This window comes from Fictibacillus sp. WQ 8-8, assembly GCF_024494405.1.
GTDB classification, from domain to species: Bacteria; Bacillota; Bacilli; order Bacillales; family Fictibacillaceae; genus Fictibacillus_C; species Fictibacillus_C marinisediminis.
On sequence record NZ_JAMXKG010000022.1, the window covers coordinates 1 to 20,787 of the forward strand.

A 20,787-nucleotide genomic window follows, 5' to 3' on the forward strand; every position below is an offset into this window, starting at 1 on the left:
TTCTATTTAATTTCTAAGGATAATCTTGTTGAATAACTTTATATTTAAATTTCAACATAAATTGTAAGGAACCTTGTTAAAATATTGAAATTGGTCAAGAGTAACGGAGTTCCACTTGTTTGGTGAATAGTGTTCAACGTTTGGTTTAATAATTATTTAACGAGGGACTTCATATAAGTTCCAAGATTATAGACTTAGATATATAATCCCTATAGCTTGCTTCGACACTTGTCTTATTAAACAGTCGTTTAAACGAAGTTAATTAAAATAGTGGTCTTCAGGTAAATGGACTCTGCTGAATGAGGGTAAGGGGGCAAGTACTGATAAGCTTCTCCATCATATCAACTCGTAAGAAGTACTCTAGGTGCTTCATAGAAATCGATATATCACGTCCCTATCCTGCTTACCAGTAATTCGTTTTTTATCGGATTGGTTAAAAAATGAAGAAGAAGGCTGCCTCCTTTTGTGGGAACTACCCTCTTCTTCTTAGAGACTACTCATCGCAATTGCAGTGCTGTTGCAGTTGAGGCACCAAGCGGTTCACAGAAGTGAACTTCGTCTTTGTGCGATCCAATTTTAACGCATATTAATGGTGGGTTATTCCTCTCCTAAAATAGCCACTGGGCTAAATGATTCGTAATGAATATGCTCCGTAGGTATCTCCCAGTCCTTTAAGGCCCTAATAATGGCATCCATAAATGGAAGAGACCCGCAAAGATAAAAATCAGAATCCTTGGTTGATACATTGGATTTTAGAAATTCCATATCAATATACCCTTCTTTATCAAAATCCCCTCTCTGTTTGTCCTCGGTGGTAGGTGCTTCATAACAAACAAGCGATTTTAAGTTTGGATGATTGTTTTCTAGCTGTTTTACATGGTCTTTAAAAGGGTAGTACTGACTATTCAGGGCTGCGTGTATAAATGTTACTTTGCGATTCGGTTGCTCAGATACCACAGCATTGAGCATACTTAAAACAGGAGTAATTCCAATACCACCACTAATAAAGACAATAGGGGTGCTGTTATTATCCAGTACGAAGTCACCTGCCGGAGCAGAAAATGGAAGCGTATCTCCGGTTTGAATTTGCTCATGTAGATAATTCGAGACAATGCCTTCAGGGGTATTCTTATCTTCTCGTTTCACACTAATTCGATAATAATCTTTCCCTGGGGCTTCAGAAAGACTGTAATGACGAATGTGTGTATACTTCTCACCAGGAATTTCTGCCTTGATCGTAAGGTACTGTCCGGGTTTGTATGTAGCAATTACGTTTTGGTCTTTGGGTTTTAAATAAAAGGAAGTTACATCTTCGCTTTCTTTTACCTTTTTATCGACATAAAAATCTCTATATCCTCTCCAACCTCCCGTCTGTTGTTCAGTCTCTTCGTAAAGCTTTTTTTCTAGTTCAATAAACGCATCCGCAATATATCCGTATGCTTTACCCCAAGCCTCAATGATTTCATCTGTAGCAGCGTCTCCCAATACATCTTTTACAGCTTGCAGTAACGTTTCACCTACGACAGGATATTGTTCCGCTTTGATTCCAATCGCCCGATGTTTCTGAGATATTCTCTCTATAACGGGTTTGATCGCGCCAAGGTTTGTAATATGTTCTCCAGCCGCATACACCGCATATCCCAATGCTTCTTGTTGGAGGCCCCTTTTCTGGTTAGTTTGATTGAAGATATTATATAAGTCAGGGGCTTTTTCAAATAGTAGTGTATAAAATTTTCTTCCAATTTCTTTACTATGTTCCTTTAAAACAGGGGCAGTAGATTGAACAATACTAATCGTTTTTTCATCTAGCAAATTCATCATCCTTTCAGACATTTTTAGATATAAATTACTTTTTAGTATTCCCCTTGATTTTATAATCTACACTGGGAGAAAATTTGGAGTACAATTGCGTCATTATAACGATCAGTCGATTGGAATCCTCCGTAACTGATGAAAAGGAGATAAAAAATGGATAAGCTGCCAAAAACTTGGCAAGACAAAAAGCCTTGAGTAATTTCAAGGCTTCAACATGATTATGCAGTTAATTTATAATTCAACATTAACTTTTTAGCCAATTCATTCGGTAAACTTGTAATAAATTTATTAACTTCATTTGTTGAATAACTTTGTTTTAATAGGCTAATGATTTCATTAATCAATTCAGATTCTGTATTATTCCTATCCCATAACACGTTTACTTGTCCATGGACTTCTTCTTCAATTCGCAGAAGCATTTTCTCGGCATTATAAACATATTTCAATGCGACTTCTACCGTGTATTTACCTGTACTCTCTTCAAAAATCAATTCACCTAGTATGTTTGAATCCACTTTATAATACTTAATACTTTTATAATCATTCAAATAAATATTATCGACTAGTTCAGAAGGTTGAACTCCTGTGGTTAACATAAGCTTTATTAATGTGTCGACTTTTCTTTGAACTAAATTACTCATTTTAACATCCTCCTTATTTCATCTACCACTACTTCAAGATATTTTTGTGAGGCTAATAATTGTTCTGGTTCCCGCTTTTTGACTGGTCCGAACTTCCTTGATAAACGAGAATTCATGTACCTTACTAAAATTCCATCATTAGGAGTACCCGGTGCCAACTTGTAGATTAGCCCACTAAACTTGTCAAAAAGCGAGCTATCTTTTGGATTAATTCCATGCTCCTCTAAAATAGCATTTGCAGCCTCATTAGCATCGTTATACAAGAAATTTCTGCTCCTTTTCCTAAGAAGTTCTGGTCTCTTAGATAACATTAACTCATCTAATTCACCTTTCTTCTTGTTGGTCGCAGTTTTCTTTAAAGCCTCCATTGTAGCTTCTATTTCTTCATCATTTAATCCTGCTTCTTTCAATGTCTCTATTTTAGAAGCGATATTTTTTTCGACTTCTTCTCGTGCTCTTTTAAATAACTCATTAAAATCCATCGTTTGTAAATATGAATCCATATCACTTACAAAATAATCGTCTTTTTCTATGGTCGCGTAAACAATTTCCCTTCTTACATATTCTTTATCGGAAATTGTATATTCTCTCACAGGGATTTTTTTACTTCTTTCAACCTCATTAGAGAAAAATTGCCACATCGTGTCTAAGCCAATTTCTTCATGATAAACTAAAACAGCATTATTATCTATAGCAAAATCTGTAATCTCATTATCGGGGATTGCCCTCAATACCCTACCGACCACTTGCGCGAATGCATTTTGGCTCCTATAAGGTCGGAATAGAGCAAGGACTGTTAAATATTTATGGTCGTACCCTTCCATTAGCATATTAACTGAGACTACAACTTCGCACTGGTGATTCTCAACTTTCATAAATGCTGTTTGTAAGTTTTCAGGTCGCATATCGCTATGTACAATAATTACACTTTTACCCCTCTCTTCATACCAGTGAGCGAGGTCTCTTGCATGAGCAATACTACAAGCTACAGCTAAAATTTTATGAGGGACATTCGGTGAATAAGCTTTAATTTTCTTTAGTTCGTCAATACTTTTGTCAATAACATCTAGAGAGCATTCTTTGGACAAGGCAACGGATTTTTCAAGCCATTCCCGTTCTTTCAATTTCAATACCTTATCTTTTGTAAGCTTTCCTTCTTCTCCAGGAATAGTGAAATACAAATTCTCATTATTTATTGTTTCTTTTCTTAGCCACTTTACATATTTTAATGCCATTACTTCGGATAAGGGTGTATTATGAATCATTTTACCAGGTAGTTCCTTGTTATCTCCCCTGTAAGGAGTTCCAGTTACATGCAGCTTTTTGGCATCAGAAAAATATTCTAAAGCAGTCTTCCAAGTTTCTGCTACTGAATGATGGGCTTCGTCGATAATTATTAAGTCAAAAAAATCTCTCGGAACTCTGTTCAATAGAGAGTTCTGTTGGTCTTTATAAAGCTTATGAACATTCGCAATTACGAAATCGGACTTCTCAAGGCTGGACATTAACATGTCGGATTCATATTCTTCAACTACCGGCATGTCCTCAGGGTCAAAAAGGACATCAAAATTCAACCAAAAATTTTCTTCTAATGGATGTAAGGTTTTAACCACGCTTTTTTTTGTGACTAAGCCTGGTGCAATAACCAATACCCTTTTTTTCGCTACCCCATATGGAGCTATTGCAATAAGCCCACTTTTCCCGGTTCCAGTTGGCAATACAACAAGTGCCTCGCCGTTTGGATTTTCCTCAAAATACTCACGAATTTCAATATATGCTTTTATTTGTGGGTCTCTTAAGCGCGTATTGCTTTCAATATTGGGTACAACATCAAAAAAATAACTCAATTTCCATTCCCCTCCTCAGGTTCTCTAGTAAATTATATCAAAACATAAACTGAGTAGCGGAAAAATAATGGTAATATATGTGAACTTCCTTCAAAGTACATTACATTATTGAATTACCTTGTTATTTCATAAATACAGTAATTTCAAAAAACCGTGAATCAAAGCCGAATAGACTGGCGACAGGCTCGACTTGACTTTCAATGGTTACACATTAAATAATATTACTTTTTCTAGATGTACATCCATATTGTCTTGGTTAATCCGTTCTAAGTATAAATTAGTCGTGGAAATATCAGAATGACCCGCCCAGTCTTTTACCACAGCAAGCGGCACATCATTCTCCAACATAACCGTGACAAAAGTATGCCGAAACCAGTGGGGACTTATGGCAGTGTTTTGTGCTGCCAGTTTGACAGCCGACTTTACGATTTTATAAAGGGCTGGGTAGGTCAAACGCTTCTTTACGAAACGAGATTCTTCCTTATTATATAGAGAATAAAATAAAGGATTGGTATCTTGCATATTCAGTTCCGTTGATTCCTGTAATAGTTCACGATAGCTGAATAACAATTCCCTGGTTTCTTTCTTTATTGGAATAGTACGGGGTTTATTACCTTTTCCGATCACATCCACCAATAAATTGTCTCTGCGGTTCTTTCTGAAACTTCCCCAATTTAGATTTAGGAGCTCACTTGCCCGAAGACCTGTTGTGTATAGTAGATAACCGATAAGCAGATTCCGTGTCTGCAGCTGCTTTCGGTACGTATCCGTCTTCACGACTATAGGAAAATAAGAGATCAATAACTCTGCGTCTTCCTGGCTCAATTCACGTAATTGAAAACGGGTTTGTGGCTGATCTTGACGAGTTTCTTCTATTATATTGTGCCCCTTTTTCGCAGGAGGTTTCACCACCCATGTAGAAAGCAGCACCTTATAGAATTGTGTCTCATACCCAAACTCCAATAGCCGGCGAAAGAAGTCCAGTTTTCGAATAGCGGTTTTGTTCGCATAGTTTGTTTTTATGTAGTTGTTGTATGCTTTGACTTCCGGAAAACCGATGTCACGAAAAGATAGCTTGTTTTCCAGCATAAACTTGAGGAGCGTTTTAGCATCCGACCGGTACGCTTTAATCGTATGTGGAGAAAAACGTCTTCCCTCTTTAAAAATCTTCAGCGCGAAGAACCACTCCAAAAAATCCTCTTCCTTGCTTTCGCCTAGGTTTAAGTTCCGGTTTTCATCGAGCAGGTTTTTCTCCAGAAGCGTTTCTTTTAACTCCGTTAAATACTTTTCATTGGTGACATTCGTTATAGAGGTGACTAAATCCACGGGCAACCCTCTTTTCTGTTTCTTTGTCTCTTAAGTATAGCATTTGTTAATAACTGTATCTACAGTAAAGATAATCTCTAATTATCTTTACTGTCAAAAATTCTGTTGGTTTTTGTTAGTTTTCTACCCTCTCTACATTTGCAACTAAATGGGCAATTGTCCGATGACCACCTGGTAAATGCAACACAGAGCTCCTCTCCGACACATCTTTTTTTATTTAACGAGTAGGTGATAAAAAAAATCAAACAACAACAAAAAACAAAACACTAAAGCCGCGAAGAATGGCAAAAGCAATAATTCGAAAACTGCAAACCAAAAGAATAAGAAAAAATAGAGTGAATGATAGATTGAATTGAAAAATGAAGAACATGTAAAACTATTATGATTACCCTAAAGAAGACAGATAAAAGACAGCGAATTTGCCCTCACCTTTTTTCTTAAAATTGAAATACAAAAAGCCCTATTCTATTTGATAGGCTTTCAGATTGTAGACAAAAGGCATCTTCCGATGCCTTTTTATTATTTTTTTGGCTCGTAAGAGACAGTCTGAGGGTTCTTCCACTACAGCTTATATTAAACAGCTTGGTAAATCTGCCGGGTCGATATATGTTACACTAACAAGAGATGGTCGTTTGGAAAGTAGTAAGGTAAAGGTGAATTATAAGGCTGAGAAAAAGTAATTGTTTTTAATATGTGACCACGGGTAATTCCGTGGTCTTATTGTCCCTTTGATGTGTTAGCATCCTACTTTAATAATTGCAGTTTTTCCATTTTTCGAGAGTGAAACTTCATCAGATGGGAAATAACAATCGATCCAATAGTTCCTTTGGTTCACGCTCCGTATGGTCTTCTTCTCCATTTTTAAGAAGATCAACTGCATCTGCATATCTTAGCCACGTTTCAATACTTGAGACAACAATTCTCGCATCTACTGTAATGAGTTCTAATCCAAGCACCGATATCTTTGCGTATACATCGATGACAATGCCTTTATCCAAAATTCGGTCCACTACTTCAACAAGGCTGGAACCATCACTGTATTTTTTGACATGCATCCCTTATCCCTTCTCTCATTAGTATTTTCAGTTGTCGATTACAAATCCGCTCACATCTTCTATTCTGCATCTCCAATAGGAAGAAGGAGAAACCTGGTTGCCTTTAAATTGTACATTTTTTAGATGAATATAGGCAGCAACTTTGTGGTCTCCCGCCCCTTTACTTGCCTCATAAAATTTCTGACTCAGTAATTTTGCTTCATCGTCCTCATTTTTTTCAAATCGCTTCCCGCATTCCATTAAGTATTCCTTTGCAGAAATAATTGTCCCAGAGACTAGCACCCCATCGACGGTCAAATGAAGATTTACTTTTATATCATGGTGATTTGCTGTTATCACGAGAGTTTCGAGAACGGGATCCTCACGATTTTCATGACGCACATCCAGTCACTCCCTTCCTTTAAATTAACCTTTCTAAGTCAAGAACATCTAGCGGATAGTCTATTCCATCCACCTGTTTTCGCTCCAGCAGCGTAGCTCTTGAACTAAAATAAGGATCTGTTTCCCACCAGTCGAGTCCAACTTCTTTTGCTTTATCTATAGATGCAACGATGAGTCTGATTTTTATGGTTAATAACTCAACATCTGCAAGGTTGATACGTATATCTCCAGCAATTACGACACCTTTGTCCAAGACTCTTTCAAAAACATCTACAATGGAACCTGCCTGCAGAGAATGTTCTGACAGCATGCTGTTCTCCTCCTTAACACGCACAATATTTAAGCTATAGCAAACTTCCTAATGGACCGAGATCTATATTCAAATCTTCAGCGTCAAGGCCAAAGCCTTCTTTCAATTCTTCCATTTTTTCTTCCAGGTTCATCAAGGCTACACCAAGATTTTCAATTTGCTCGTCCGTCAGCGTTCCACCCTCCACCCGCCTCATCGCATGACGTTCGACAATTTGCCTGAGAAGCTCAACGACGGTAAGGACTAGCTGCGCAAGTCCGTGTTCGGCATTGTCAGGATCAAGCTGAATCCTACCATTTGTTCCGCTTGCCTGTTGCATCGACTAACTCCTCCCTCTGCTTATCGAATTGATCAGATGTGACGGGCTTTCGGTTGCCTGCTTTTGATTGGACAAGCGTTTCAACTGAAGCAATCAGAACCCTTAGATCTAAATACACTAGATCTACACCTGCAATCGAAATAATCAAATCACTTTTAATTGCCACACCCTTATCCAGGATGACATCTAAAATATCAATAAGTGCTATATCCTTATTTTTAACTGATTCTCTAAGAGACATCTGTCAGATCCCTCACTTTTTATGAAAAACTGGAGAAATGGTACGCCGGCCATGGGCCTGTGGCTTCGAATCTCCAGCCAGTGCCGCCAAGTTCCTGTTTAAACTGCTTCATTTCATCCAAGAAGCTTTCCACTTTCGGAATCGGAAGAAGAAATACGCTGTTCCAGGCCATATTTTCTTTTAGACCTGTGACATCTTTGCTCCAATTTTTCTTAATAGCTGCGTGAAGCGAGTGCACCGTCAGCTTCTCATGCACTTGTTCACAAACTCGATTCTTCTCATTTTCAAGCTCATCCTCAATCAGCTTATCGATCTTTTTCTTTTCGAAAAATTGTCTTCCGCGAGGCAGCTCGCTAATTTCCTGTTTCTTCGCTTCAATTGCGGAATTGTTTTCACTTACCTGCTTTTTCAGTTCATGATCGTCAGAATAGATTTTCACATTCCATTCTTCATTTCCCTGAAGCGTGGAAAGTGTCTCTTCAATCCTCGTTTCATTGGATTGAATGGTTTGCTTCAGGCTATCTTCATTCTTATAAATCGTGCAAAACTTAAGCGGAATGATTGTGAAGCTCTTATACAGGGCGGCAACCGTTTCATGATGATGGAACGCTTTTTCCTGCAGCCAGTCCATATCACTGTCGATCTTGTCTTTAATGGCTTCTTCTGAATAATGATCAGAATCCAGTTTGCAAATAACTGCGGTGACATTGTTGATCGGAATGGTGTATAGCTTGCGCTCACCATCAAAGCCTGTGTAAGATGGGAACGATTGATGTGCTGCCGCTTCTTTAGTTGGTATCAATCCATATAAATAAATCAAGTCGCCCATCTTGTTATCCCTCATTTCACCAATTCAGTCAGTTGTCCATTTATTCTGATCTTGTCTTTTATTCAATATTCTCTGAATTGGATGTACATTCAATCCAATCAGTCCATGCATTTCGTTCTTTTTCTCTGGCATCTTCGTACCTGGACAACCATTGTGAGTATTGCTGGTCAAACTCTTCCTTCGCCAGTTCGCCGTTTTCATAACTAACTTCCAGCATCAGTAGCCTTTTTTGTATTATTCCAACATCGTAAAGTTCCCGGTCCGCCTCCTCCTTTACTTTTTCAGCTGTCATCAGTAAAAGCTTTAAAGGAAATAAAAGAATGGGAATCATGAGCTCTGTTCAGCCTGAAGCCGGATTTCAACAAAATTATAAGCAGGCCATGGACCAGTATAGACAAAATCAGCTTGATCCCTCCAAGGTTCACAAAGACTATCCACTAGAAGATCGAAGGCTTCTTCCTCCTCTTTTTTGATTAAGTAAGAAGCATTCAGCAGCATCGTTTCGGTTAAAATGCTGTTCAGCCGGGATTGATCAGCAGCAGAGGAGAGTTTTTTATGAAGATTCTCGTCAAACTCTTTCCTTAATGTGAGAAAAAACTGTTCAGCCATTTCACCTTGTTTAATACGGTCTTTAGGGCTTATTGATTGTTTGTGAAAACAGGATTCGGCCTCCCCAAGCTTTTTTAAGAGCCACTTCTTTTTTCCAATCACTTTCAGTCCAACTTCTATTTTCCCGCGGATTGAAGGAAACATATTTTTTAGCTGAGGATAAAGCCGCTGGAGCATAGAGGCTGCTTCCTGATATGATCTTACAACGTGCCCGAAGCTAAACGGAAAGACCGCTTCACTTGTTTCTAAAAAGGAGCCAATAATCTTCTGGTGTATAAGCAGGTTTTCCTTTGATGGACGAAGATTAAGAGGAACTTCCACTGCAGCAAGAACCATGTCCTGATAAGAAAGAAAAATCAAATCTCGTTTCCTTAAGGCAAAATAAATACTCTCGGATTTACTACTCTTATACTGAGCAATACAAAATACATACAATCCCTTTTTTTCTGCCATTACTCCCAATGTCCTGTCTCTCCCCTGTTCTTTAAATAGATGCGCGAATAAGAAATAACTTCATTCTCGCTGTTTAATTTCACCTCATAAACTCCTACTATTTCATCTCTCGCATATTTTCTCATATATTCTTTTTCCTCTATAATTTCAACCACAGCCCTAAAGCCTCCATCTTCGGGTTCAACTGAAGGAATTTTATGGGGCGGAGAAAGATGTTCAGTAAAAAAGTGCTCAATAATCTCCAGTGTTTTTTGCATAGATCAAACCCCTTTCTTTACATCCTATTAATGTTAGATTTACCATTTTTATCTTTTTTATTAATAATATGCTGCAATCAAATAGATCTAGGATTAATAGTGCTTATGAGGAGCTTAAATCATGCAGAAATAGAGAAAAGCATTTTGTATATTTGTGGAGTGTAGATTATATGCTCTAGCTGATTGACTATAAGTTTAATTTATTAAAGATGACACTAGGCAGCATGATAACCATTTCTTATTCATGGTTTAATTCATCCTTCCTATTTAAACTTTTATATCCTTTTTACTATTTCCTGCTGTGACAAATATTATGTGGATTTCTGCTTTTCTTATAGCTGGATGTGCTACTAATGATGATCAGGATCCAGCACCCCAAGAAGAAGAGCAAAATGATAAAAATCAAAGGATTTAAATTATCCAGCAATCTGATGAATGGAAGGTATTAAAGTGCCCCTCAAGGAGCTTCAGCCACGTTTGTTGCTCCTGTTAAAACATACAGCAAAAGTGATTTGAACGACTGGAGTGCGTCCTTCGCTTAGTACATGGGAAAAAATCATTCCTCTTCACAGGAGATGCAGAGTTCAAATCTGAAACCGACATGATCAACTCTAAGAAGAACTTGCAAGCTAACGTTTTAAAAGTAGGACATCATGGAGCGAAAACGTCAACCAGCTCGGCTTTTGTTAAAAAGGTGAAACCGCAATATGCGGTCATTTCTGTGGGTAAAAACCATTATGGCCGCCCTACGAAAGAAGTGGTAAATCGATTGAAACCAGCTAAAATTTTACGCACCGATCAAAAGGGATCCATCGTATTTACAACAAACGGCAGCACGTTATAGGTTTTTTATATTGGGAAAGGGAGTATTCATGTGATTAAAATCCTTAAAGAAGATAGAATTGAACAGACGGTGAAATCGGCAAAACAACTGCAAGAAGATGGAAAGATAGAAGTACTTGAGTATGGAACCCAAGAAGGATATGATGGCCTGTATTTAAAGACCAATACACTTAATAGATCGTGGCTACCTTGACCTGATTAATGCACCCTGACTAAAAGAGAGTTCGCTGATTATTTTTGACAAAAACGATTCCCTCAGTTGGCATAATTTCAGGAAAAAGCGGCCACATAGCGTTTTGAATGTACACTCGATATTTAAGATGTTTTATTCCTTTGGACTGTTTTCAAAAATTACCGAATGTAATTTACCCTATATTATATTAATTTTCTATCAATCGTTGTAAACTAATAGTATAAAATACTGATTTGGGTTATTTTTGACTACTTAGTCATTTCCCATTGATGGGAGGCGCAATGCGCAATGCTACCTATGGATCCGTTGTCTTCCGAACAGATAATCAATATGTTAGTAAAATTTAAGTTTTACGATGAACTAAGTGAAATCACACATACCTTTTCAATTCAACAGGAGAGAAAATTCTCGATATCGTATAGTCATAAAAATAAAGTATATCATCTAATACATTTTGATAAAGATTTTTCAGAGAATTTCAGCACAAACCTTGAAGCCGTTTTCGCTGTAAAAAAACTCCTTGATCTTGAGAATCCGGTGACTTAATCTACTGAATTAGTTTTTTTACAATTGAGGGTTTAAAGTAGTTAGCCCCCATTTTGCACCAATAACAATCTTACCGTCTCTTGATATGATAAGATACAAATATAAAAAAGGAGGCAAGCCATTGAGCTTTCCTCCTTTTTATTTACATTGCTTTTATCTCCATAAAGGCTTGATGTAAATTACCCTGTACTTTAATTCTATCAAGGTCTAACCCCAATACAACCATTGTTTGTGCTACCTCTGGACGAATGCCAGTTAAAATTGTTGTAACACCTAACAAGGATAAAGCATCTATTACTTTAAACAACTGGTCAGCTACCATCGTATCGACAATCATGACACCTGATAAGTCGATAATTAAATGCCCCAATTTTAATTTCACAGCTTGTTTCGTCGTTTCGTCCATTAATAACTGAGCTCTTTCCGTATCCATGTTACCAATTAACGGCAGTACACCTGTCCCTTTGATTAGAGGAACGATGGGAATAGACAATTCTAAGAAAGCTGACTTTGCTTGTTCAAGCACTTTTTGATAAGACTGAACATAGTTCAGACTAAAATAATAAACAGCATGATCCAAGAGTGGATCTATGATTTCAATAACATCAAATATGGAAGCGGCTGATAACCCATGAGTAGTTGCCTCTTCTTTAATGGCTTTCCAAATGAAATCCCGATAATAGCTTGTATCTTTTAATGCTTCATCAAGGGGAGCTCCCAACTGAAACAAGTATTCTCCCGTCTCTTTTCCCCACCGCTGTACATTTTCAATGGATTTATGAAAATCAACGTGATCAGTTAACGCTTCCCCAAAAAGGCGGATAAACTCAGCTCTTATTTCCATAAATTTTGGCTCTATTTTCTGGAAGTTCTGCTTTTCCGCTTGCAACATCGCCACCCCTGACATTCGATTGGTATGAACAGATTCAGCGATTTCATGCCTCCGGTTGATAATCATTTCCCCAAGCAACTGCATTTCGTTCTTCATTACTTACCTCCCAGAACTTTATAACCCTATATAAAATCATTATACTTTATAAAAATCAGAACTAATATTTTTAAACTCATGGTAAAAATTACTTTTCAACAATCAGACCTTCAATTCAATGGTAAACCCACCTAGCTTGGTCCTCCTTATTATCAGTGCAAAAAAAGACTGACGTCACCTCTTCCTAGGGAAATTAGATCCGCGTTTGTTTCAACACCGTGTCTCTGTAATGGTTGAACATCATTGACCAATTGAGTCACACATTGATATTCACGTAAAAGTGGTTTTATCGCCATGTTCGTTTCCAGATTGACACTTGCAAAGGAGGAGGAAAACAATAGGTAGAAATATTTGTTTTTAATTCATAAAATTCAGTAAAATAGAAGAGGTAACAAAAGTTCTTTGAAGGCAAAATATACAATTCTCTGTTAATTTTTTAAGTTCCTTTTTATGGTATAATAAGTTCATAAGAATTTAGTTATTCAGGGTGCTTACTTGACTTTCCTTAGTCACCTTCCCTTTATAATGAAGGGAGACTAAGACAAAATGTGCTTAGATCACGCGAAAACAATGTTAGAAATTTTAATACAGTATGATAACTGTAAAATTATATTAACATTTAACAACAATAAAAAAAGAGCTATACTTTCTGTGTGTTACTTAAACAAATCTTTTCAAATAACCTACTTGGATAGCCTTATGATTGAAAGTTACAATGATATAAATTCCACAATAACAGCTATAGATAAAGCAATAAATAAAGTTTACTAGAAGCCTCTCATTAATTTAGAGGTTTTTATTTGTTTTTCCTTCCCTCCTGTAACGCAGTTTGTGTTTATGCGACTTTTTAGACCATCTTTATTTATTGAACCTGCTCCGTTAACGTTGAATAAAAAAGGTAAAAGCATGCTAGTTGACATAACCACAGTTTTCAAAAATAACCGATCTGCTGCCTTTCGGATTTATCATGATACCTAATTTATCGGATAACCTTATGCAACAATCGCACCCGATTGTGAAAGATCATTGCAAAAGCCTTATTGAACAAAAGCACCCGTTTATTGAAGAAAAAGGGATATTCTATTTAAAGAATACCCCTATAATTTAAGGAATGATTATATTTTAGTTAGTTCTGGTTATTACTTTAAGTTAGAAATGCATTTTCCCGTTTCCATACTTATTGATAATGATGAATGTTGATGTATTATTTTCCAAGAATTATTTTCCTTTTTTAATCCAAATGTAAATCTATTAGTAATCTGGCGTAGTTTCTCTTCAGACCCATTGTAAGCTATTAAAGACATATTACTATATATGAATGCAAGTCCCGCATTTTCTTCAACAACTAAATCATTCAACTCTACTTTGAGTTGAACACCTCCCTCTTTCAAGTGGTTGAACCAACCATTCACAGCTTCCTTCCACTTCGAAATACCTTTATACTCCCAGTCTTCCCAACAATCATAAACTTGAATGTTAGTTGCGTATGCTGATACAAACTTCTCAACATCCTGTTCATAAACGGCAGACTTATAATTTTCTATAACGTCCTGAACATTTGTAAATCCATCATTCATACTATAACCTCCCTCGTAATTTTTTGATAATATAAAATAATGAGATAATATATAGTGGAGTTTAACATAATGTTGTAGATAAATACATATTCTTCCTTTATTTCCAAACTCTTATTAAACAATCCTGCTCGTTTGTTAAGTAAGTTCAATAAAAAAGAGCACTTCTCCTTCTTGAAGAAAAGCACCCTTTTGTTGAATAAGAATGGGGTTGTTATCACAATCACCTTTATGTACATTACTTTTCAAAGACTCCATACCCCCATAACTTGGAGAATTATAAATCCTTTTTATACACAATTCCATACTCTAAGTATATCTTTAAAAGTGTTAAAGCTTCTCCCCAACCTACTGCACATCCAATACAGGCTCTTAAATCTTTTTCTGTATTTGTATAGCCCGTCTCATTAAGAACTACTAATGTACCGTCTTTATAAGGCTCAAGTTTAAAAGTTACTGTTGAATTTTGTTCTCCTGGTGACCATTGAAAGACAAATTTTTTGTTTGGAGTTGCCTCAAGTATTTTTCCCCATCTTCAATATTTACATTTTCACTACCGAAATTTGTCCACCTCAATCGTATTTCACCAGTTCCATCTGGGTTTATCTCTAAAGATGTCTCATCTGTAAACCAAGCATTCCAACCTTGAGATGTTGAAACTGTTATATACACTTCTTCTAATGGTACTTTAATGTAGGTTTTATGGTTTATCTCTGGCATTTTCACTATCCCCCATATCTCTTGTGATTTTTCTTTATTCTATAAATTCTATTATTTTTTTCTTATTCAACAATCCTGCTCCTTTTCCTGAGTAATTTTAACGGAAACACCCTATGCAGCAAACGCATCCGATAGTTGAAGAATGAAATTAAACCCTTTCCCCAGGTGATTAGTTCTCAAATTCAATTTTGGCTGTCTGTGCAAAATTTAGACCCTTAGTGAGCCACGGAAACCCCTGGCAGCATAGTAGGATTCTGCACCATTGTGGTACACAAAGACAGTGTCGTAGCGACGATCACAAAAGATGGCCCCGCCGTGTTTTCTAATATTAGCAGGTGTTTTCACCCAGCTCGATGTTTTCGTATCGAAATTTCCAAGTTTCTCCAACTCTCGGTATTGCTCTTCCGTTAAGAGCTCAATACCCATGGCAGCAGCCATATCAATAGCGTTATTTTCTGGTTTTTGTTTTTTCCTTGACTCCAGCGCTTCACGGTCGTAACAAACACTTCTTCTACCTTTAGGACTTTCCGCTGAACAGTCATAAAAAATGTATTCGCCCGTCGTTTTATCATGACCAACAACATCTGGTTCACCGTCAGTTATTTCCATTTCATTAAGCGCCCACAGTTTTCCAGTATTATCTTCCAGTTTTGCTTGGACTTTAACCCATTCAAGACCTTTATGGCGGTTCATGTTTTTCTCAAAACGGGCTTGCAATGCTCTGAGTAATTCTTCACGTTTTTCTAGTGACAACTCCTTATTTCTCTTTGTCATATTAATTTCCCCCTTATTGTATTTACTCATAATAGTTTAAGTATATATAAATATTTGTTTTATAAAAAATCGTTTAAATAGCTGTGTGAATTAAGTTTACAATAAATTATATGATTCAGAAAATCCATTCCTCCACAATCTGGCCCGTTTCATAAAAAAGGGCACATTTCTTATTACTTAAAAGCGCCCGATTCTGGAATAAGAACTTATTGTTATCAACTAAGTTTATGTTGTTTGTACATACAAATTTTTTCTGCAAAAAAACTGAAAATTAAACCAATAATCAATGGAACAAAAGAACCAGTAGTAATGAAGATGAAGAACCGTTTGTGTTATCAGTATATTCATGGTTAAGCATTAACCAAGGTGTTGTACTAATAAATAGCGTATTTTATCAGATAAAAAGTGTCCTCTCTTTGGAAAAATAATTATTTTTGTTTAAAGGAAGAGTTAGCTAGCCAAGGGAACCCAACCTGTCAAAAGTGCACCTCCATCTTTACAGTTTTCCGCGATAAGATCACCTCCGTGTACCCTGATGATTCTCTGTGATATAGTCAAACCTAAGCCGAATCCACCTGTTGAAAAATTTCTCGATACTTCACCACGATATAGTGGTTTGAATACATTTTTTATTTCTTCCGAAGAGAATCCCTCACCTGTATCTCGAATTGAAAAACACACTCGGTCCCTATCCTTATAGCTTTTAATAAAAATCTTACCTTTATAGGGTGTATGCCTGATAGCATTGTCTAATAAGTTATTCATAGCACGTTCTAATAAGTGCGTATCTCCCTCAATAACGTAATGATCTCGAAAACAGTCTTCTATGATAGAGATATGCTTCTGTTGAGCTTTCGGCTTTATGCTGTCTATAGAATTTTTTAGGACATGTGCAAGGTCAACTTTGTTTTGATTAGGTTCTATTTCCGAGTATTCCGTCTTTGTAAACGTGAAAAGATCCTCTACAAGCCGGTCCAACTGAGCTGATTTTTCCTTACAAATCGCAAGGTACTTTGCTTGTTTTTCGGGTGAATTGGCGATGCCTTGCTCTAAGCCATCTAAATAACCTCGTAATGCAAATAAAGGTGTTCGTAAGTCATGTGCAACAGAAGCAATAACGAATCGCCGTTCACCTTCCAATTCAACTTGTTTCTGAAATGATTTTTTTAGGCCCTCCACCATCACTTTAAATCCGTCACGTACTTCAGCAATTTCTGCAATTTGGGACGAAGGTAATTGAACGTCCAAGTTTCCCTCTGCTATTTGCCGTGCACATATGCTCATTTTTTCAAGAGGTGTAAGAATATTTCTCCGCATCACATATGCGACAATAAAAAAAGCCAGCAATAAGCCAACGAATGCCACAATCATCTGAATAACTCTAGAATTCGAATGATATATGTCAACCCTTCCGATTACTCGTCCTTCCTGAATGATTGAAAACTGTTCTGTTCCCATAAATGGTTGATCAAGGTCAGTGGTGGATTGATAAATAACTTTGTCCAATTCAGATTGAATAGAGACATCCATGTTCGCATTCTCTAACTGTCTATTCAGATGTTTTTGCCAAGCAGGGTTCGTCCAGTTTTTTGTATTCGTTTCTATTAATTGAATGGTCTCTTTTAACTCTTCCTTTTGTAAATGACTCATTCCAAGATCAAACGTTTTTGTTTCAATCAGGTGTGCGGTTACAAAAAATAGCCATGGTAATAGTTGAATGAAAAATAAACTGAGTAAAGTAAACTTGCGAATGTGAATGGTCTTCATTTTATTCTCCCTTGAAACGATAACCTATGCCCCCATACATTGATGATGAATTGTGGATGGTTCGGGTCATCTTCAATTTTCTCGCGAAGCCGGCTGAGATGAACGCGAACGGTATGTTTGTCACCAACTCCATCCCAAAACTTTTCAAGTAATTGGTCGTAAGTAAAAACATATTTTGGATGTTCGGCAAACAAACAAAGCAATTCATATTCTTTCGGTGTGAGTGAGATGTTTCTCTCATCTACACGTACTTCTCTTGTGGACAAATCCAATGTGAGTCTTCCATATTTCAATACCCTTCGATTAAATTCCTTTTGTGAATTTGTGCGCCTTAACACAGCCTTTACTCTAGCAACAATCTCTCCAGGGGAGGCTGTTTTAACGATATAATCATCGCCTCCAAGTGCAAGTCCCCTTATCTTGTCAATATCATCACTTCTAGCGCTTAAAAAAAGTATAGGAATATTGCTTTCTGTTCGTATCTCTCGACATAAATCAAAACCATTTTGTCCTGGCATCATAATATCAAGGATGATGCAATGAATGATTCCCTTGTTAAGCAGAGCCAGTGCCTGAGTCGTATCATAAGCGATTTTCACATTAAAACCGTCATTCTCTAAGAAGTCCCTTAATAGTTCGACAATGCTTTTGTCATCATCTACGACAAGAATTGTATGTATTTCCTTCACGAATATCCCACCTTTTCTCAGATGCCTCTTCTTAGTCATTCATTTAGCTAACAATCGAAATTCATTTTTAGTTTATCATTTTACAAACACGGAACAAGCTTAGACATACGTATTGTGATGGATTGTTATTGTTTTGTAACTTTTTTGTATCTTCGTTTGAGATACTGGATGGTTATTCTTTTATTGTTGAACAAAGGCGAATATCTACTCAAATCGAGTAGAGTATTTCGCCCACTTTTTAACAGAAGGAGGGTACTTACAAATGGGTCTTGAAGATCACAGTTTCTCATTCTTTCCGTTCGGTGCTTTGTATTGTCTTACACTTTTCTGTTTTGTGGCGGTGGTACTAATCAACATTCGTTATCGTTTTAGGGATTACTCTCAAAAAGGTCTAGATATAACCACTATTCTCAAAAGCCGGTTAGCAGAGGGAGAAATTGACAAGGCAGAATATCAAAGGTTGCTAGAACTTCTCACAAAATGAACTAGTTAAGACGGTTCGGTATTTATCTTAGAATGGAGGTCATATGTATGAATGTTCAAATTGTATTATTTGATGGATTTGATTTATTAGACGCAATTGCTCCTTATGAAGTGTGTACTGCTGCAGCGATGTACTCAAACGAGGAAGTAACAGTTAAACTTGTATCTGCTGAAGGTCAGCGAATGGTGACAAGTGGCGTAAATCAATTACAGGTTCAAGCAAGTGGTAAACTTGATTTAAGCTGTAAAGGAATCATTCTTATTCCGAGAGCTTCTGGTTCTGTTCATGATAATGGACCAGATTCGATACCGGTTAAATTACAACAAGCAACTGAAACAGAATTAAGTAATTTACTAAATGAAGCAAATAAGAAGTCAGATATTTTGCTGTCCACAGTTTGCGGTGGTTCCCTCATATTAGCAATGGGTGGTTTATTAGAAGACCGGCATGCCGTTACACATCATATGGGAATGGATCTTTTAAGTGCCACAAATGCTATTCCAGTTAACGCACGGGTCGTAGATGATGGTAATCTCATCACTGGAGGTGGTGTTACATCTGGATTAGATGTTGCCCTTTACTTAGTTGAACGAGAGTTAGGTCCCCAAATAGCACACGCTGTTGAGCAATTATTTGAGTACGAACGAAGGGGGACGGTTTGGAAGGATGAAGGAAATGCACCTAAAGAAAGTAAACATGAAAATCCAATTGAAGCGACAAAACAACATACCACTATTCAATCTAATGAAATAAGGAATTTTCAAGGGAAATGGGATACCACAATTTCCACTCCTATAGGAAAGCTTTCCATATTAATTGATTTATCTACTAAAGATGGACAAATAGTAGGAACTGCAATGCAAGGAGAAGATATTGTCCCTTTAGACAATCCTTTACTTGAAGGGAATCAATTAAAGTGGTCCATGAAAGTGACTAAGCCCATGAGCCTTACTTTAAAATTTATCGTTGCTATAGATGGAAACCAAATGTATGGTGAAGCAAATGCTGGTACGCTTCCCTCATCTAAATTAATTGGACATCGTATTTCTTAAAATGGAAGATGTAACTATGTACTCATTCCTTGTATTTATTCATGTTGCTAGTGCTTTATTTTTGGGAAGTTTCCTTTCTTTTCCTTTTATAATTAATACCATTTTTTCTCGTACGGGTAATGAATTAAAGACAGTACTTAAAACAATTTTGGCCTTTATGCGAGCAGGTCATTATGCATTAGTTCTTTTGATGATTTCAGGAGGTTGGATGATCTTTGTTTATTCATCCTATCCTTCAATCTTATGGGGAGGGATTGCAATCGTGTTACTGGTATATCAAGAGACAAAAAGTAATCCTACATAGTCAATGGATCATGAGAAGTTTCTTTCTTTCCTTTGCGAATATGACTATTTATATAATTGTAGCTATTGTTCATAACGCAATGAATTTTTCCTATGGAAATGCCTATACGATAGCAGTCTGGTTATGTTGGATACTTAATCTTTTTATTGCAGAAATAACAATTAGAAAAAAACATTCTTATAAGAAAGTAATGATTGTAAAAAACTAAATCATAAATTAAACTGCATCATTCTAATTTAAAGCGGGAATATTTATTACCTTCATATAAGTTCTCTAACATCCACAGAAGGATCCTGAATAACTATAGAGACCGTCTACTATTGACGGCCTCTTTGTTTAAACTCAATTTTTTTAGAACCTTGCTAACCAGAGAAACTTCCACTCTCTGCTTTACCACTATTTGTGATACAGTTCTGCGTATCATCGCGAAGGCGAAATTTTCAGCCCCCAAGCAAGGGTGCCCTGGTTGTCAGGTTTCGAACAGTGGGCGTTACCGCCCCTACTCCGTCAAGAACGAAAAAATAGTAATTTATCGAAATAATATGACGATGGACTTTCCAAACTCTTCTACAATAATATAGGCACGCGAGGCCAATAAATATAAGAAACTAGAGGTAAAAAGACCTTCGGATTTCTTGCAAATGGTGGTGATCATGCTCAATTAGAAATTGATGTGCTGAATGACCGGAAATGCCGTTTATTTTTTTATTAATAATGATAGCACTTCCAAGTTTAAGGGGCAGCATCGATTAAGGGATAGAAGTTGCGAG

Annotated in this window: 23 protein-coding genes and 2 pseudogenes; 5 read left to right on the plus strand and 20 right to left on the minus strand. The window is 36.8% G+C overall.

The annotated features are described in order from the left end of the window. Positions 1 to 597: 597 nt before the first annotated feature. From hmpA to gvpO, 13 genes are all read right to left on the minus strand, one after another. Complete coding sequence (gene hmpA / locus M1K46_RS23760) at positions 598 to 1,812, minus strand: NO-inducible flavohemoprotein (RefSeq protein WP_256227921.1); 1,215 nt, start codon at positions 1,810 to 1,812, stop codon at positions 598 to 600. Between the two features lie 221 nt (positions 1,813 to 2,033). Continuing rightward, positions 2,034 to 2,456, minus strand: coding sequence for a hypothetical protein (locus tag M1K46_RS23765; RefSeq protein WP_256227922.1), 423 nt, complete (start codon positions 2,454 to 2,456; stop codon positions 2,034 to 2,036). Continuing rightward, complete coding sequence (locus M1K46_RS23770) at positions 2,453 to 4,303, minus strand: DEAD/DEAH box helicase (RefSeq protein ID WP_256227923.1); 1,851 nt, start codon at positions 4,301 to 4,303, stop codon at positions 2,453 to 2,455. The genes M1K46_RS23765 and M1K46_RS23770 overlap by 4 nt, the downstream gene beginning before the upstream one ends. Positions 4,304 to 4,507: 204 nt before the next feature. After that, positions 4,508 to 5,629, minus strand: a complete 1,122-nt coding sequence (locus M1K46_RS23775; protein ID WP_256227924.1) for a tyrosine-type recombinase/integrase — start codon at positions 5,627 to 5,629, stop codon at positions 4,508 to 4,510. A 791-nt stretch (positions 5,630 to 6,420) separates the two neighbouring features. After that, positions 6,421 to 6,684 carry a gas vesicle protein GvpJ gene (gene gvpJ / locus M1K46_RS23780; RefSeq protein WP_256227925.1) on the minus strand — a complete coding sequence of 88 codons (264 nt, stop codon included), beginning with the start codon at positions 6,682 to 6,684 and terminating at the stop codon, positions 6,421 to 6,423. Positions 6,685 to 6,711: 27 nt separating this feature from the next. Next, positions 6,712 to 7,065, minus strand: coding sequence for a gas vesicle accessory protein GvpU (gene gvpU, locus M1K46_RS23785; protein ID WP_256227926.1), 354 nt, complete (start codon positions 7,063 to 7,065; stop codon positions 6,712 to 6,714). Positions 7,066 to 7,084: 19 nt separating this feature from the next. Beyond that, a complete protein-coding gene (locus tag M1K46_RS23790; protein ID WP_256227927.1) occupies positions 7,085 to 7,375 on the minus strand; it encodes a gas vesicle protein in 291 nt (96 codons plus the stop codon). Positions 7,376 to 7,409: 34 nt separating this feature from the next. Further along, the gene (locus M1K46_RS23795) at positions 7,410 to 7,694 is read right to left on the minus strand and encodes a gas vesicle protein K (protein ID WP_062237602.1); all 285 of its coding nucleotides are present in this window, start codon (positions 7,692 to 7,694) and stop codon (positions 7,410 to 7,412) included. Further along, positions 7,666 to 7,935, minus strand: coding sequence for a gas vesicle protein (locus M1K46_RS23800; RefSeq protein WP_062237601.1), 270 nt, complete (start codon positions 7,933 to 7,935; stop codon positions 7,666 to 7,668). Before M1K46_RS23800 ends, M1K46_RS23795 begins: the two co-directional genes overlap by 29 nt. A gap of 19 nt (positions 7,936 to 7,954) precedes the next feature. After that, positions 7,955 to 8,764: a GvpL/GvpF family gas vesicle protein gene (locus M1K46_RS23805; RefSeq protein WP_256227928.1), complete on the minus strand. Its 810-nt coding sequence runs from the start codon at positions 8,762 to 8,764 to the stop codon at positions 7,955 to 7,957. A gap of 58 nt (positions 8,765 to 8,822) precedes the next feature. After that, the gene (locus M1K46_RS23810; protein ID WP_256227929.1) at positions 8,823 to 9,095 is read right to left on the minus strand and encodes a gas vesicle protein GvpG; all 273 of its coding nucleotides are present in this window, start codon (positions 9,093 to 9,095) and stop codon (positions 8,823 to 8,825) included. After that, positions 9,092 to 9,826: a GvpL/GvpF family gas vesicle protein gene (locus M1K46_RS23815; RefSeq protein ID WP_256227930.1), complete on the minus strand. Its 735-nt coding sequence runs from the start codon at positions 9,824 to 9,826 to the stop codon at positions 9,092 to 9,094. The genes M1K46_RS23810 and M1K46_RS23815 overlap by 4 nt, the downstream gene beginning before the upstream one ends. Beyond that, the gene (gene gvpO, locus M1K46_RS23820; protein ID WP_062237593.1) at positions 9,826 to 10,083 is read right to left on the minus strand and encodes a gas vesicle protein GvpO; all 258 of its coding nucleotides are present in this window, start codon (positions 10,081 to 10,083) and stop codon (positions 9,826 to 9,828) included. Before gvpO ends, M1K46_RS23815 begins: the two co-directional genes overlap by 1 nt. A gap of 458 nt (positions 10,084 to 10,541) precedes the next feature. On the opposite strand from gvpO, the pseudogene M1K46_RS23825 reads away from it, so the two are divergent. Further along, positions 10,542 to 10,927, plus strand: a pseudogene (locus M1K46_RS23825) (ComEC/Rec2 family competence protein); the annotation flags it as partial. Between the two features lie 30 nt (positions 10,928 to 10,957). After that, positions 10,958 to 11,119, plus strand: a complete 162-nt coding sequence (locus tag M1K46_RS23830; RefSeq protein ID WP_256227933.1) for a hypothetical protein — start codon at positions 10,958 to 10,960, stop codon at positions 11,117 to 11,119. A gap of 688 nt (positions 11,120 to 11,807) precedes the next feature. Here M1K46_RS23830 and M1K46_RS23835 read toward each other — a convergent pair. From M1K46_RS23835 to M1K46_RS23860, 7 genes and pseudogenes are all read right to left on the minus strand, one after another. Beyond that, positions 11,808 to 12,653 carry an STAS domain-containing protein gene (locus tag M1K46_RS23835; protein ID WP_256227934.1) on the minus strand — a complete coding sequence of 282 codons (846 nt, stop codon included), beginning with the start codon at positions 12,651 to 12,653 and terminating at the stop codon, positions 11,808 to 11,810. 1,139 nt (positions 12,654 to 13,792) lie between these two features. Then, a complete protein-coding gene (locus M1K46_RS23840) occupies positions 13,793 to 14,230 on the minus strand; it encodes a YybH family protein (RefSeq protein WP_256227935.1) in 438 nt (145 codons plus the stop codon). A 274-nt stretch (positions 14,231 to 14,504) separates the two neighbouring features. After that, positions 14,505 to 14,750 carry an SRPBCC domain-containing protein gene (locus tag M1K46_RS25940; protein WP_375162242.1) on the minus strand — a complete coding sequence of 82 codons (246 nt, stop codon included), beginning with the start codon at positions 14,748 to 14,750 and terminating at the stop codon, positions 14,505 to 14,507. Then, positions 14,681 to 14,947: a hypothetical protein gene (locus tag M1K46_RS23845; protein WP_256227936.1), complete on the minus strand. Its 267-nt coding sequence runs from the start codon at positions 14,945 to 14,947 to the stop codon at positions 14,681 to 14,683. Before M1K46_RS23845 ends, M1K46_RS25940 begins: the two co-directional genes overlap by 70 nt. A gap of 207 nt (positions 14,948 to 15,154) precedes the next feature. Then, entirely contained in the window at positions 15,155 to 15,721 is a 567-nt protein-coding gene (locus M1K46_RS23850; RefSeq protein ID WP_256227937.1) for a DUF4256 domain-containing protein, read from the minus strand. 450 nt (positions 15,722 to 16,171) lie between these two features. Next, a complete protein-coding gene (locus tag M1K46_RS23855) occupies positions 16,172 to 17,488 on the minus strand; it encodes a sensor histidine kinase (RefSeq protein WP_256227938.1) in 1,317 nt (438 codons plus the stop codon). A 1-nt stretch (position 17,489) separates the two neighbouring features. Continuing rightward, positions 17,490 to 18,177: pseudogene (locus M1K46_RS23860) on the minus strand (response regulator transcription factor). Between the two features lie 262 nt (positions 18,178 to 18,439). On the opposite strand from M1K46_RS23860, the gene M1K46_RS23865 reads away from it, so the two are divergent. The 3 genes from M1K46_RS23865 to M1K46_RS23875 all read left to right on the plus strand — a co-directional run bounded on the left by M1K46_RS23865 (position 18,440) and on the right by M1K46_RS23875 (position 20,225). Continuing rightward, positions 18,440 to 18,661: a hypothetical protein gene (locus M1K46_RS23865; protein WP_256227940.1), complete on the plus strand. Its 222-nt coding sequence runs from the start codon at positions 18,440 to 18,442 to the stop codon at positions 18,659 to 18,661. Between the two features lie 47 nt (positions 18,662 to 18,708). Continuing rightward, positions 18,709 to 19,713: a DJ-1/PfpI family protein gene (locus M1K46_RS23870; RefSeq protein WP_256227941.1), complete on the plus strand. Its 1,005-nt coding sequence runs from the start codon at positions 18,709 to 18,711 to the stop codon at positions 19,711 to 19,713. A gap of 314 nt (positions 19,714 to 20,027) precedes the next feature. Next, complete coding sequence (locus M1K46_RS23875; RefSeq protein WP_256227966.1) at positions 20,028 to 20,225, plus strand: DUF2306 domain-containing protein; 198 nt, start codon at positions 20,028 to 20,030, stop codon at positions 20,223 to 20,225. Positions 20,226 to 20,787: the final 562 nt, after the last annotated feature.